This is a genomic window from Streptococcus criceti HS-6 (assembly GCF_000187975.2).
GTDB classification, from domain to species: Bacteria; Bacillota; Bacilli; order Lactobacillales; family Streptococcaceae; genus Streptococcus; species Streptococcus criceti.
In genome coordinates, this window is sequence record NZ_AEUV02000002.1 from 1,360,457 (window position 1) to 1,373,998 (window position 13,542).

General features: G+C 42.5%; 11 protein-coding genes. 10 read left to right on the plus strand and 1 reads right to left on the minus strand.

Translation table 11 applies throughout. The features are described from left to right. Window positions 1-9: 9 nt before the first annotated feature. Both dapA and STRCR_RS06315 read left to right on the plus strand, forming a co-directional pair. Window positions 10-957, plus strand: a complete 948-nt coding sequence (dapA, locus tag STRCR_RS06310; protein ID WP_004228953.1) for a 4-hydroxy-tetrahydrodipicolinate synthase — start codon at window positions 10-12, stop codon at window positions 955-957. A 229-nt stretch (window positions 958-1,186) separates the two neighbouring features. Next, the gene (locus tag STRCR_RS06315) at window positions 1,187-1,525 is read left to right on the plus strand and encodes an ATP cone domain-containing protein (protein ID WP_004229942.1); all 339 of its coding nucleotides are present in this window, start codon (window positions 1,187-1,189) and stop codon (window positions 1,523-1,525) included. A 439-nt stretch (window positions 1,526-1,964) separates the two neighbouring features. Here STRCR_RS06315 and STRCR_RS06320 read toward each other — a convergent pair whose 3' ends face one another. Beyond that, entirely contained in the window at window positions 1,965-3,242 is a 1,278-nt protein-coding gene (locus STRCR_RS06320; protein WP_004225872.1) for an aminotransferase-like domain-containing protein, read from the minus strand. Between the two features lie 117 nt (window positions 3,243-3,359). Here STRCR_RS06320 and STRCR_RS06325 point away from each other — a divergent pair, with 117 nt between their 5' ends. From STRCR_RS06325 to STRCR_RS06365, 8 genes are all read left to right on the plus strand, one after another. Then, entirely contained in the window at window positions 3,360-3,866 is a 507-nt protein-coding gene (locus STRCR_RS06325) for an ECF transporter S component (protein ID WP_004229654.1), read from the plus strand. 454 nt (window positions 3,867-4,320) lie between these two features. Next, window positions 4,321-5,172, plus strand: coding sequence for a ribosome biogenesis GTPase YlqF (gene ylqF, locus STRCR_RS06330; RefSeq protein ID WP_004225448.1), 852 nt, complete (start codon window positions 4,321-4,323; stop codon window positions 5,170-5,172). After that, complete coding sequence (locus STRCR_RS06335) at window positions 5,159-5,926, plus strand: ribonuclease HII (RefSeq protein WP_004225828.1); 768 nt, start codon at window positions 5,159-5,161, stop codon at window positions 5,924-5,926. Before ylqF ends, STRCR_RS06335 begins: the two co-directional genes overlap by 14 nt. Window positions 5,927-5,966: 40 nt before the next feature. Further along, window positions 5,967-6,533, plus strand: a complete 567-nt coding sequence (locus STRCR_RS06340) for a DapH/DapD/GlmU-related protein (RefSeq protein WP_004227215.1) — start codon at window positions 5,967-5,969, stop codon at window positions 6,531-6,533. Between the two features lie 50 nt (window positions 6,534-6,583). After that, the gene (locus tag STRCR_RS06345; protein WP_004228799.1) at window positions 6,584-8,071 is read left to right on the plus strand and encodes an ROK family protein; all 1,488 of its coding nucleotides are present in this window, start codon (window positions 6,584-6,586) and stop codon (window positions 8,069-8,071) included. A 117-nt stretch (window positions 8,072-8,188) separates the two neighbouring features. Then, window positions 8,189-9,028, plus strand: coding sequence for a DNA-processing protein DprA (gene dprA / locus STRCR_RS06350; protein WP_004230005.1), 840 nt, complete (start codon window positions 8,189-8,191; stop codon window positions 9,026-9,028). A 765-nt stretch (window positions 9,029-9,793) separates the two neighbouring features. Then, on the plus strand, window positions 9,794-11,938 hold the full coding sequence (gene topA, locus STRCR_RS06360; protein WP_040804917.1) for a type I DNA topoisomerase: 2,145 nt from the start codon (window positions 9,794-9,796) through the stop codon (window positions 11,936-11,938). Window positions 11,939-12,113: 175 nt separating this feature from the next. Beyond that, window positions 12,114-13,487: a hypothetical protein gene (locus tag STRCR_RS06365; protein ID WP_004229141.1), complete on the plus strand. Its 1,374-nt coding sequence runs from the start codon at window positions 12,114-12,116 to the stop codon at window positions 13,485-13,487. Window positions 13,488-13,542 lie beyond the last annotated feature (55 nt).

Consider the following 13,542-nt stretch of genomic DNA (forward strand, 5'->3'; position numbering starts at 1 on the left):
GAGGTTATTATGACTGCTCAAGAATCCATCCAACAACTGCGTCATGCGAAACTTATTACAGCTATGATTACGCCCTTCAAGCCTGATGGCTCTATTAACTTTGAGGCTTTGCCTGATTTAGTTGAACATCTTTTGGCCCATCATACTCAAGGTCTGCTTTTAGCTGGAACAACGGCTGAAAGTCCAACCTTGACCCATGATGAGGAATTGGAGCTCTTTAAGGCTGTGCAAAAGATTGTCAATGGGCGTGTGCCTCTAATCGCTGGGGTGGGTACTAATGATACTCGGGACTCTGTTGATTTCGCCAAGGAAGTTGCTGCCTTTGGCGGTTTTGCAGCTGGTTTAGCCATTGTCCCTTATTACAATAAACCTTCCCAAGAAGGGATGTATCAGCATTTTAAGGCTATTGCAGATGCCAGTGATCTACCTATTATTATCTATAATATCCCAGGCCGGGTTGTGGTAGAAATGGCTCCAGATACCATGCTGCGTTTGGCGGAACATCCTAATATCATCGGGGTTAAAGAGTGTACTAGTCTGGATAATATGGCTTATCTGATTGAACATAAGCCTGATGATTTCTTGATTTATACCGGTGAAGATGGCGAAGCCTTCCATGCTATGAATATCGGAGCTGATGGTGTGATTTCGGTTGCTAGTCATTCCAATGGGGAAGAAATGTACCAAATGTTGCAGGCCATTGAGCAGAGTGATATTAAGAAAGCTGCGGGTATTCAACGCAAGTTCATTCCTAAGGTTAATGCTCTTTTCTCTGTTCCAAGTCCAGCCCCTGTCAAGGCCGTTCTCAATCATCTTGGCTTTGATGTTGGGCCTTTACGCTTACCTCTGGTAGCCTGTACACCAGAAGAAGAAAAACGTATTATCAAGGTAGTCTTAGAAGAAGACATCGAGGCCACCCGTCAAACGGTGACAGGTGTTGTGCGGCCGGATTACTAATTCTGGTATTTGGCGAATTGGAACTGGCAGACACTTATCTTGACAAAAGTGATTAAGCCAAGGATAATGGTTACAGTGAGAGTGTTTAAACTCAAGATAGATATCTTTATCCATTTGCGGCGGGGAGGAAGTAGAGCGATTCAGTATTTCGTTATCTATTTTCTTCCCAGCTTTTAAAAGCTTTGAGTTATCTAATCATTAAATATCAGAATAGAAAAGAGGCGATTTCATGCAAATTACCAAACGCAGCGGTCAAGTTGTTGAATTTGATCCAGATAAAATTTATCAGGCTATTCTCAAGGCGGCCCAATCTGTCTTTGTCCTTGATGATAAGCTTCGTCAAGAGTTGGCAGAAGTAACCAAGAAGGTTGTGATTGACTTAGAGGAAGCTCATGCTGACCGTCCAACTATCTCGATGGTGCAATCCCAAGTTGAAAATCGTCTCATGGACGCTGGTTATATTAATATTGCGGAGCATTATATTTCCTACCGTTTACAAAGAGATTTGGAACGTAATGGTTACGGCAACCAAATTGCAGTTCACCTGCGTTTTGAAAAATTGAAATAACGTTTAAAAGGCTGGGCAAAAACTTGTCCAGCCTTTCTATTATGGCTTCCAGCCAGTTTTTCTCTCTGAGAAAAACAAGAAAACCACCGGCTAAGCTGGTGGATGATAAAGCTTCTAGTTTCCATTTATTTAGAATAAACTCTTGATGTAATGATGGCTGGGAGCAAGCCTTTATGGCTACGTCAAGAAGTCTTACCCCTGCAAGTTCATTAGGTGCTTTAGCACCAATGAACCACTGCTGGTTGGTTTTCTTTTGCCACAGGGCCAAAGTAGAAAACCTAAACGAATGTGATGATCCTCATTCATCTTATTTCCAACCTCAAAAGGTCTCCCAGCCTCTCTTTGAGCTGTGCGGGGTGGGATGTGAACCAAAAGTTTTAATTTTTGGGTTAATTCCCCTTTTTTTTTGATGACTAAACAAGGGAAAGAATGAATTTTCTTACAAAGTCTTAAGGATTTGCGTAATCGTCTTCAGTTTTTTCGCTAGTGTTTGGTCGTTGGCTAGGTAGAGATAAGGAAGTTCATACTGGTCAACTCTTGTGGCCGGATCAAGAGTCTGTATGCCTCTTTCTTTAAAACGTCCTAATTTGAGTTTCTTTGGTAGTTTAATACTAATATGCTTTGGACCGATTTGGCAGCTTAAATAATCGGGTAAAGTTTGGCAGAGATCTGTAGCCTGATCTAGGCGTTGCTCAAAGAAGTGCTTGAGCTGACTAAGATTTTTAGCAAACATACCGTTATCTAAATACAAAGATAGAGCCTTCTGCATTATCAGACTAGTATCGTAATCCATCAATTTTTTGTAGGCAAGGAAATCGTGCATGAGCTTTTGTGGCAAAACGGACATCCCTAATCGCAGTGCTGGAAAGAGGGTAGTCGAAAACGATTTGAGGTAGATAACCCGCTCATGGGTATCGTAGTAATGTAAAGGTAGATTTTCAGATTTTGTGAAATCGCCCATGTAATCATCTTCGATAATATAGACATCATAACGATGGGCCAAATCAACTAGGGCTTGCTTTTCCTGAGAACTGTAAGAGAGGCCCAGAGGGTTGGAGATTCTTGGGATAGTATAGAAAAATTTGATAGGATGACTTTGAAGGAGTTTTTCCAGTCGCTCTAGATCAAGACCAGAAAAATCTCGGTCTATTGTTAAGTAGGGTAGCCCTTGATTTCTCACCAGACTATTCATTCGATGGTAGGTGGGCTGTTCTAAAAGAATAATTGGTTTCTGGTTGGGAAATGCCATCTGAGTTAAAATATAGAGGGCTTGTTGGGTTCCCGAGGTTACCACTAGATTTTCTATCTTGCTGTAAATATCTTGCTCAAGGAGATGATCCTGCAGAGAGCTTAACAATTCAGCTAACCCCTCTTGTTGGTGATAGTAGTTGAAGAGGTAATTTTCCCGCCCAACAAGGGTTTCAGATAAACAGGTTTTAAAGTCTTGATAGGCTAGCTTGTTATAGGCTTCAAGGCTAATTGCCAGATTGTCGCTATCTTGATCCTTACCCTCTAAAACATAGTAACCGCTCTTGGGGACTGCATATATCAGATTTTGATATTTGAGTTCAAGGAGGGCTCGCTGGGCTGTATCCTTGCTACAGCCGTAAGTTTGACTCAGTTTGCGAACCGAGGGCAGTTTATCGCCCTTTTTGAATTGTCCGCTTCGGATGGCTTGGGCTAGGTTTTGATAAAGAGTTTGAAATTTACTAGGCATAATCTGTCCCCATACAGTTTTAAGATAAGACTATTGTAACTTAATTGGTCTAGGCATACAATGGAAAGCATTAAGAGGGACTCGAAATGAGTTTCTTTACTAGATGAGGTGATGTTGATGTCAACGAAAAGAATTACACTTGCAGCTCTTTTTATGGCTTTGGTTATTATTTTGAGCTCGTCCTATCTGTCAGTGCCAGTTCCCGGCGGTCATTTTTATATTAATGGTATTGTGATCTGTCTGACTGGTCTGCTTTTCCCACCGACCGAGAGTGTAATAGTTGCTGGAATTGGTTCTTTTATCGGTGACTTTCTCTTTTATCCAACTCCAATGTTTGTAACCCTGATTAGTCATAGCCTTCAGGTCTTGGTTGTTAGCTTTTTAGTCAAGCAGTCGTATGAGAAGTTGTCTAAAAGCCGATTTTTTACAGCTCTGGTTTTGGGTGGTATCCTTAATTTAATTGGGTATTTTCTGGGGCGGAGTTTCCTTTATGCCAATCTGCCAACGGCTCTTGTGAAATTGCCTTTTGACAGCCTGGCAGCTGTCTTGTCCATCTTGATGGTTTACTTTATTTACTACCATACTCGATTTGTCACTATGTTTAAGCAAGCTTGGGAAAATTGAGTGAGAAATAGGAGGAGAGAGTGGGACAAACAGCCATGATGGCTTCGCTCTCACCCACAAAACATTGTAATCTTTGAAGATTACGTATAAGAAATCAATAATTCGAAGAATTTGATTTCGTTGTCTCATCTCCGCACAGTTGGTTAGGGATTGACATGAACTAACGTTCATAGAATTGGATATCCTCCAACAGTTGTTGGAGCTATCATTTGTATGGTAGTTAAACAGTCCAGTGGACTGTTTAAGGGGGTGCCTGAAAATGGGACTGCACTCCAAGATAAGGATATCCAACCAACCACTGCGCCGAGCAGATAAAATGACCAAATAAATAAGGTTGAAAACTTCTGTCCCACTCTCTTCTTTTTTTAACATAATTTTAAAGTTGTCAGTCAGGATTTTTGTCTAAATTCCATGATATAATACTGTTATTATTTAAAATTATTCGAGGGAAGTCATGGCTACTATTCAATGGTTTCCTGGTCACATGTCCAAGGCGAGACGGCAGGTCCAGGAAAATCTCAAATTTGTCGATTTTGTAACGGTTTTGGTGGATGCCCGTCTGCCCCTATCCAGCCAAAATCCTATGCTCAATAAGATCGTCGGCGATAAACCCAAACTCTTGGTTCTAAACAAGGCAGACTTAGCTGATCCGCTTCTAATCAAAGAGTGGCAGTCTTATTTTGAAAATCAGGGCCTTAAAACCCTTCTGATCAATGCCAAGGATCAGTCGACGGTTAAAAGGTTGACAGAAGCAGCTAAGAGTCTGATGGCGGATAAGTTGGAACGATTGAAGAAGAAGGGAATTAATAAAGAAACCCTGCGAACCATGATTATCGGTATTCCTAATGCAGGCAAGTCAACGCTGATGAACCGGCTGGCGGGCAAGAAGATTGCTGTAGTTGGTAATAAACCAGGTGTTACCAAGGGCCAGCAGTGGCTCAAGTCTAATAAAGATTTGGAAATCCTAGACACGCCGGGGATTCTATGGCCCAAGTTTGAGGACCAGTTAGTCGGCTTGAAATTAGCCCTGACCGGTGCTATCAAGGATAATCTGTTGCCTATGGATGAGGTCACGATCTTTGGCCTTAACTATTTCAAAGAAAATTACCCTGAGCGTTTAAAAGACCGCTTCAAGGGACTTGATTTGGAGCAAGAAGTGCCTGAGATGATTATGGACTTGACCCAGAAGTTGGGTTTTCGTGATGATTACGATCGTTTTTACAACCTTTTTGTCAAGGAAGTTCGTGATGGCAAGTTGGGGCGTTACACGCTAGATAAGGTCAGTGATAGCGATGGCAACCATTAAAGAAATTCAGACTCAATTAGCTGGGGTGACGGACCTATCCAGCTCCCTTTTTGCTAGTCTGGCTGAAGATGAGCGAGTTGGTGTTCAGGCTGCCATCAAGAAACGCCAGCGAGAGATTCAGGCTGACTTAGCTGAGGAGCAGCGTTTGGAAGCTATGCTGACTTATGAAAAAAAGCTTTATGCGAGTGGTCTTGAGCTGATTGCTGGCATTGATGAAGTCGGTCGCGGTCCTCTGGCTGGTCCAGTAGTAGCTGCTGCTGTTATCCTGCCAAAGAATTGTAAAATCAAGGGTCTAAATGACAGTAAGAAGATCCCTAAAAAGAAACACCAAGAAATATATGATCAAGTTATAGAGAAAGCCTTGGCCATCGGTCTTGGTTTTAAATCCAATCAGGTTATTGATCAGGTCAATATTTATGAGGCGACTAAGCTGGCTATGAAAGAAGCTGTGGCTAATTTACAGCTCTCACCGCAACACCTGCTGATTGATGCCATGCAATTGGATCTAGCCCTGCCCCAGACTTCGATTATCAAAGGGGATGCCAATAGCCTGTCTATCGCTGCGGCTTCGATTGTGGCTAAGGTCACTAGGGATCGCTTGATGAGGGATTACGATAGGAAATTTCCGGGTTATGACTTTGCTCACAATGCGGGTTATAGCACTCAGGCTCACTTGGAGGGACTGAAAAAATTGGGTATAAGCCCCATTCATCGACATAGTTTTGAACCAGTTAAATCAATGATAGATCTATAATTTTTATGAAGCTGTTTGCTTCACGTTTTGGAGGTGCATTATGGATATAGAAGAATTTCGGCAGGCCTTAAATGAAAGTTCCATTATTCAGGCGGGGTCTGAATTGGCTGCAGAATTTCATGCTTATAGTCAACGGGCTTTAACTATCACTGGTCGAATGAACGGTTCCTATCATGAGCCAGAAGTGATTGTTGCTTTGATGCGGGAGTTGACAGAGCAAGTAGTGCCGGATAATTTGCGAATCTTTCCGCCATTTTCAACGGATTGTGGTATTAATATTAAATTTGGACAAAATGTCTTCATCAATGCTGGCTGCCGTTTTCAAGATCAAGGTGGTATTAGTATTGGTGACAATTGTCTAATTGGCCATAATGTGGTTTTAGCAACTCTTAACCATGATTTGCAACCCAGTCGCAGGGGGAATCTCTATCTAGCTCCTATTGAGATTGGCAAAGATGTCTGGATTGGCTCCAATGTTACAATCACGCAAGGGGTGACCATCGGCGATGGAGCGGTAATTGCTGCAGGGGCTGTGGTAAATCGTGATGTTCCAGCCAATACAGTTGTTGGCGGAGTACCAGCTCGGCACATTAAAAAAATCGAGTGAGAAGATTAAATGAGCAAGGCAATCAGGCCTGATGATGAAATGAGAATAGTATGGGAACAGTAACGGAACGTGAGAAAATGTTGGCGGGGCGACTCTATGATGCCTCCGATCCAGAATTAGTTGATTTACGTCAGCAGGCTAGGGTCATTACGCGGATGTTCAATGCTGAGGAAGATGAGGAGCAGGCTCAAGCCCTGCTCAAGACCTTCTTTGGTAAAACAGGGCAAAATATCACTGTTAATCCGCGCTTTGTTTGTGATTACGGTAGCAATATTTATGTTGGGGAAAATTTTTATGCCAACTATAATTGTACCTTTTTAGATGTTTGTGAAATTCGGATTGGCGATAATGTCATGTTTGGCCCCAACTGTCAGCTTCTGACAGCTCTTCATCCATTAGAGGCAGAAGAGCGTATCAAGGGGAAGGAATTTGGCAGTCCGATTACCATTGGTGATAATGTCTGGTGCGGTGGTGGTTCGACCATTTTACCGGGAGTGACCTTAGGAGACAATGTGGTTGTTGGGGCCGGCTCTGTGGTTACCAAATCTTTTGGTGACAATGTGGTTATCGCTGGAAATCCGGCTCAGGTCATTAAGGACTTGACAGAAACGAGCTACTTGGCCATTGATATCGGGGGCAGTGCAATCAAGCACGCTCTGATTGATGAACAGCTGACTCTGACACAAGAAGGACAAGTGCCAACACCAGCTAGTTTGGAAGAATTTTGGACCAGTTTGACAGCGATTGTTGACCAATATCAGGATGAGATTAAGGCCATTGCCATTTCTTGTCCGGGAGAAATTAGTAAGAATGGTAGGGTTTATCGCGGCGGTCTTATTCCTTATTTGAAAAATGTTCCTCTTGCCAAAGATTTATCTGAACAATTTTCAATGCCCGTAACAGTTCTCAATGATGCTAATGCAGCTGCTCTGGCAGAGACCAAGTCAGGCGTTCTCAAAGACAGTCACTGCGGGGCGATTCTCGTTCTGGGAACCGGTGTCGGTTTAGGTGTGGTTTCTGAGAATCGTCTGATGACTTTTCCGTCACGTGATTTGCGGTCTAGTGTCCAAGACTTTCGTTCTAATGATGAGTCAGTCTGGCGTCAAATCAGCCATACCTTAGAACTTAATCGGATTGGGATTGAGAGCCTCTTTTCCAATGCTGGTTCAGCAGTTAAGTTTGTTGAGGATGCTAGCCGACTCTTGGGGCTTGAGGAAGCTGATGGTAGACAAGTTTTCCAAGCTTTGGAGGGAGAACCGCCAGAGGCCTTGCAGGAACTTTTTGAGACCTATTGTCGAGACATTGCTTATCTTGTCCTTAATCTCCAAACTTTCCTCAAGGTGGAAAATTTAGCCATCGGTGGTGGCATCAGTAGGCAACCGCTTTTAGTTAGGACGATCAATGAGCAATATGATAAGCTCTTCACCAGTGTTCTTGCCTTCCAGCATTTTGAACAGTTGGAAATCGAAGCGGCTGCCAATGGTAACGATGCCAATCTCATCGGTGCCTACCTTCACCTGATGGTCAATCGAAAATAGCAGTGAAACTTCTTATTTCATAGGGCTAAACTATCCTCCTTTTTCTATTAATATGTATCTATTTTTTAGCTCTGCTTTTTTGCGGGGCTTTTCGTATTAATAGGTAGAGGTGATTTTATGAATAATTTTGAGCTCTTTAAACTCAAAAAGGCTGGTTTGACTAATCTGCAGATACTCAATATTCTGGACTATCAAAAAAAAGTTGGCAAATCTCTGTCTTTGCGGGATATGGCTGTTGTCTCCCAGACCAGCAAGGCAGGACATTTTATGGAAAGCTACAAGCATTTAGACCTCAAGGCCCTTCGCCAACAGTTTAATCAATTTCCTTCCCTGTCCATTTTGGATAAGGAATATCCCGAAAATTTGATCCAAATCTATAATCCGCCTGTTCTTCTGTTTTATCAGGGGGACTTAACCCTTTTGGATACCCCAAAGCTCTCTATAGTGGGGTCACGAGATTGCACCAATCTTGGAACTAAGTCTGTTCAAAAACTTATTAGAGAATTGGAAAATCATTTTGTTATTGTTTCCGGCTTGGCTAGGGGAATTGATACAGCAGCCCACATTGCCTGCCTGAAAAATGGCGGGAAAACCATCGCTGTTATCGGTACAGGATTGGATATTTTTTATCCAAAGGAAAATCGTGATTTGCAGGAATATTTGACTAAACACCATCTGGTCTTGACTGAATACGAATCTGGCCAAGCCCCTCTAAAATTCCATTTTCCCGAGCGTAATCGGATTATAGCAGGTCTCTCTCAGGGGACAGTTGTTGTTGAAGCCAAGCAGAGGTCGGGCAGCTTGATTACCTGTGAGCGCGCCATGGAAGAAGGGCGCGATGTCTTTGCTGTACCAGGTAATATTCTGGATGGACGTTCCGATGGCTGTCACCATCTGATTCAAGAAGGCGCTAAGTGTCTCATGACTGGCTTGGATATTCTGGAAGAATATGATTAAGGGACAGGTTTTGACTTGTCTCTTTATGTTCAAAAAATAGAATTTTATAGTAAAAGTGTTTTAGTTGCTTCATATTTAGAACTTGTATTCACATTTTTTTGACAGTTAGCCTGATGTGGTAGGGACGCAAGCGACCTCTTAACGGAGCGCCATTGCTCATTTTCAAGCTTAGGGTCTTGAAAATCCCCTCGACGATTGACTTAAATAGGGCCAATCGTCTTTTTACCACGGCGGCAACTGTCTGTTTTGAGAGTGGGACAGAAGTCGATTTTTTATATAAATTGACTTCTGTCCCACCTCCGCACAGTTGATTAGGATGGCCGCTAACACTTGCGGAGTAGTTAAACAGTCCAGTGGACTGTTTAAGGGGGCGCCTGAAAATAAAACAGCGTCCCAGTTCAGGACCTCCAATCAGCAGTGGTTCATTGGTGCTAAAGCACCTAATGAACTGTGCAGGAGAAAGACTTCTTGGCAGAGCCAACAAGTCTTTCTCCCAACCCCTGCGTCAAACTGTTATTACTGCAAAAATAGAAGGCTGAAATACTTTTTTCCCAGACTTTTTTCAGCTGACGCTAAGAATTTAAACTTGTGAATACAGTTTCTTAGTCTGTAGGCTCTATTTGCCTTAACGGCCGTCTTTTCTTTACTCTTGGTTAAACTGATGGCTTTTTGCTTTTTCCTATAGGAGAAAGTTTTTTATTGACAGTCCCTAAAAAGTAGGTTATCATGCTAGAAGTTTATTCGAAAATTGAGGGAGTGATGCTGATGGCAGTAGCAACCAAGGCTAAAACTAGCAAAAAAACAACCAGTAAAAAAGCTACTAGTAAGGGAAAGAAGCGGACAACCCCCAAGAAAAACTTAGTGATCGTTGAGTCGCCAGCCAAGGCTAAAACCATTGAGAAGTATCTGGGACGAAGCTACAAGGTTGTTGCTTCTGTTGGACATATTCGGGATTTGAAGAAGTCTTCCATGTCCATTGATTTTGACAATAATTATGAACCGCAGTACATTAATATTCGTGGCAAGGGTCCTCTTATCAATGACTTAAAAAAAGAAGCTAAGAAGGCCAAACAAGTCTTTCTGGCTAGTGACCCGGACCGTGAAGGAGAAGCTATTTCTTGGCATTTAGCCCATATTCTGGACTTAGATGAAAAGGGCAAAAATCGGGTAGTTTTTAATGAAATTACCAAGGATGCTGTCAAAAATGCCTTCGTTGAGCCAAGGGCTATTGATATGGATTTGGTTGATGCCCAACAGGCCCGTCGGGTTTTAGATCGTATTGTTGGCTATTCTATTTCTCCGCTTTTGTGGAAGAAGGTCAAAAAAGGCCTGTCTGCTGGTCGAGTACAGTCTGTTGCCCTCAAACTGATTATTGATCGCGAAAATGAAATCAAGGCTTTTAAACCCCAAGAATACTGGACGATTGATGGGGCCTTCAAGAAGGGCAACAAGAAGTTTCAAGCTAGCTTCTATGGGTTGGATGGCAAGAAGTTAAAACTGGAAACCAATGATGATGTCAAAAAGGTTCTGGCCAAGATTACCAGTGATGACTTTAATGTTGATAAGGTTGAAAAGAAGGAGCGGCGTCGCAATGCTCCCTTACCTTATACGACTTCGTCTATGCAGCAGGATGCAGCTAATAAGATTAATTTTAGAACCCGCAAGACCATGATGGTAGCTCAGCAGCTCTATGAAGGAATCAGCCTAGGACGTGGCGGTCAGCAAGGCCTGATTACTTACATGCGTACGGACTCAACGCGGATTAGCCCCATAGCACAAAATGATGCGGCCAACTTTATCACCGATCGTTTTGGCGCTAAGTATTCTAGGCACGGCAGTAGGGTTCGCAATAGCTCCGGTGCTCAGGATGCTCACGAAGCTATTCGGCCGTCCAGTGTCTTCAATACACCGGAGTCTATTGCCAAGTACCTCAACAAGGATCAGCTCAAACTCTATACTCTGATTTGGAATCGTTTTGTGGCCAGTCAGATGACAGCAGCTGTCTTTGATACCATGAAGGTGACCTTGAGTCAAAATGGTGTCACCTTTACAGCCAACGGCAGTCAGGTCAAGTTTGACGGTTATTTAGCTGTTTACAACGACTCTGATAAAAATAAGATGCTGCCAGATATGGTACAAGGGGATACGGTTAAGAAAGTTTCTACCAGTCCTGAGCAGCATTTTACGCAGCCGCCTGCCCGTTATTCTGAAGCAACTTTGATTAAGACTTTGGAAGAAAACGGTGTTGGACGGCCATCAACCTATGCTCCCACTCTTGAAACCATCCAGAAGCGTTACTATGTTCGCCTAGTAGCTAAACGCTTTGAACCAACCGAATTAGGAGAAATTGTCAATAACCTGATTGTCGAATTCTTCCCAGATATTGTGGATGTGGCCTTTACGGCTGAAATGGAAGACAAGCTGGATGCTGTTGAGGTTGGTAAGGAGCAGTGGCAGAGGGTCGTTGATGAATTCTACAAGCCTTTTGAAAAGGAATTGGAAAAGGCTGAAGAAGGCATTGAAAAAATTCAAATCAAGGATGAGCCTGCCGGTTTTGACTGTGATCTCTGCGGCCACCCGATGGTCATTAAACTTGGCCGTTATGGTAAGTTCTATGCTTGCAGCAATTTTCCAGAATGTCACAATACCAAGGCTATCACTAAGGAAATTGGTGTGACTTGTCCGACCTGCGGTCAAGGTCAAGTCATCGAACGCAAGACCAAGCGCAATCGGATTTTCTATGGCTGTGATCGCTATCCTGATTGTGAATTTACTTCTTGGGATTTGCCAGTCGGACGTTCCTGTCCAAAGTGTGATCACTATCTTGTTGAAAAGAAGGTCCGGGGTGGTGGCAAACAGGTTGTTTGCAGCAATACTGACTGTGATTATCAAGAAGAAAAAGTGAAATAAGTAAAAAGGAGTCTCCTCTCCTTTTTATTATGGAAATTTAAGTTTGAATGCTGTAGTGGCTTGTAAACAGGTTTGAAAAAGTAAAAAATCGAGCAAAATCCTTTACATAAACTTAAAACATGTTAAGATAAACTAGTGTTTAATTTAGAAATAAACTAAAGCAAAGGAGTTAACAATGAATAATAAAGAAGCATGGGTCAAGCAGTTTGAAGTTTTGACTGGGCGCAAACCAACAGCCAAGGAATTTGCAAAGGCTAAAGAAACTGATTTTGATTTGGAACAACTGACAGCATCTATAAATGCTAATCAAACAAATGCTCAAGCTTCAGACATAAGAGTAAGCCCTGAAACAGCAGCGACAGAAAATGCCCAAGCCATGAATCAAGCAAATTTGACTGAGGATGCTAAGGCAAGCCAACCTCAAGAAGTTCCGGCTGGACAGACTGAACAGGCACCTCAAGGTCAAATGGCTATCTCTAGTCAGCAAATGCCAAATGATTTGTCACAACAGCCTCCGGTAGGGCAAGTGCCGCAGGGATATGAGTCACAAGGAGCATTTGACCAGCCTCAGACTTTCCAACAATCCTACTTCCAACAGCCGGCTTTCTCTGGTGCACAGCCGGGCCAAAATCGTTCCAATCAAGTTTTAGATTTGATCTTGCCAATTGTATCTTTGGTTTTATCTGTTTTGTTCGCAGCCTTCTCATTTACAAAGGTTGCCCCAGTCTTTCTTGGTCTTTCGGTATTGGGACTGATTTTTGCTATAGTTCTTCTGATTTTAAATCTTAAGGGCAAAAAGTTGCTGTCAATCATTGCTGGAGCTGTCGCTCTTTTGGCTGTTTTGATCAGCGTTCTTGGCCTTATTGTTAGTAATTCTCGCCACTCTGTATCTAAGTCCGATAACTCATCATCAGTGACTAGCGCGAAGGGTGGTAAGGTCAAAGATGATAGTACAGATGTCAATGACTATATGGATAAAAACTACAAGTTCGAATGGAAACAAGATGATGTTTCAGATTTGAAAGTTGAAAGTGATACAGTCGCTGATGTTATCAAGAAGCATGGTAAAGCAACTGAAGCAGAAATTTCTGGTGATGAGTTAACCCTGCGTTATGAAGACAAATCAAAAGAAGATACTGAACAGGAAGTTACGGTCTTTTTTGAGAAAGAACATGGTGGCACTTGGGTTATCTCTTATATTGAAGGAACTTTTGAGGCAGATGATATTGATATTAGTGATTCTTATAAGTCTGATTGGACCAAGGCTGATTTTGATGCCCTTAAAGTTGGTGATGATGAATCCGGTGCTGGTGGCACCAGCTGGTCTGATGTTAAGAGCAAGCATGCAAAACCCTCTGTAGCTTACTATACGGTAAGGACTTATTCCGCAGGTGAGCTTGAAAAAGGTTTGACAGTCGAATATGAAGATCTTGATGCTGATGATTCTCATGCTCAACGTATTTCATTGGAGTTCACAACAACTGATGATGGTGATACCTACCATTTGAGCTATAAATATGGTTATGGTGCTGGTATCTCTAACGATTAATGCTAATAATAGCTAACCTATCAAGAGGCTGGGCAAAGACTTGTCCAGTCTTCTT

What these genes read in the sequence shown, in the direction of transcription:
- STRCR_RS06365 (WP_004229141.1), top strand. Translation starts at nt 12,114, where the DNA reads ATGAATAATAAAGAAGCATGGGTCAAGCAGTTTGAAGTTTTGACTGGG.
- STRCR_RS06325 (WP_004229654.1), top strand. Translation starts at nt 3,360, where the DNA reads ATGTCAACGAAAAGAATTACACTTGCAGCTCTTTTTATGGCTTTGGTT.
- STRCR_RS06335 (WP_004225828.1), top strand. Translation starts at nt 5,159, where the DNA reads ATGGCAACCATTAAAGAAATTCAGACTCAATTAGCTGGGGTGACGGAC.
- dprA (WP_004230005.1), top strand. Translation starts at nt 8,189, where the DNA reads ATGAATAATTTTGAGCTCTTTAAACTCAAAAAGGCTGGTTTGACTAAT.
- topA (WP_040804917.1), top strand. Translation starts at nt 9,794, where the DNA reads ATGGCAGTAGCAACCAAGGCTAAAACTAGCAAAAAAACAACCAGTAAA.
- STRCR_RS06340 (WP_004227215.1), top strand. Translation starts at nt 5,967, where the DNA reads ATGGATATAGAAGAATTTCGGCAGGCCTTAAATGAAAGTTCCATTATT.
- STRCR_RS06315 (WP_004229942.1), top strand. Translation starts at nt 1,187, where the DNA reads ATGCAAATTACCAAACGCAGCGGTCAAGTTGTTGAATTTGATCCAGAT.
- STRCR_RS06345 (WP_004228799.1), top strand. Translation starts at nt 6,584, where the DNA reads ATGGGAACAGTAACGGAACGTGAGAAAATGTTGGCGGGGCGACTCTAT.
- STRCR_RS06320 (WP_004225872.1), bottom strand. Translation starts at nt 3,242, where the DNA reads ATGCCTAGTAAATTTCAAACTCTTTATCAAAACCTAGCCCAAGCCATC.
- ylqF (WP_004225448.1), top strand. Translation starts at nt 4,321, where the DNA reads ATGGCTACTATTCAATGGTTTCCTGGTCACATGTCCAAGGCGAGACGG.
- dapA (WP_004228953.1), top strand. Translation starts at nt 10, where the DNA reads ATGACTGCTCAAGAATCCATCCAACAACTGCGTCATGCGAAACTTATT.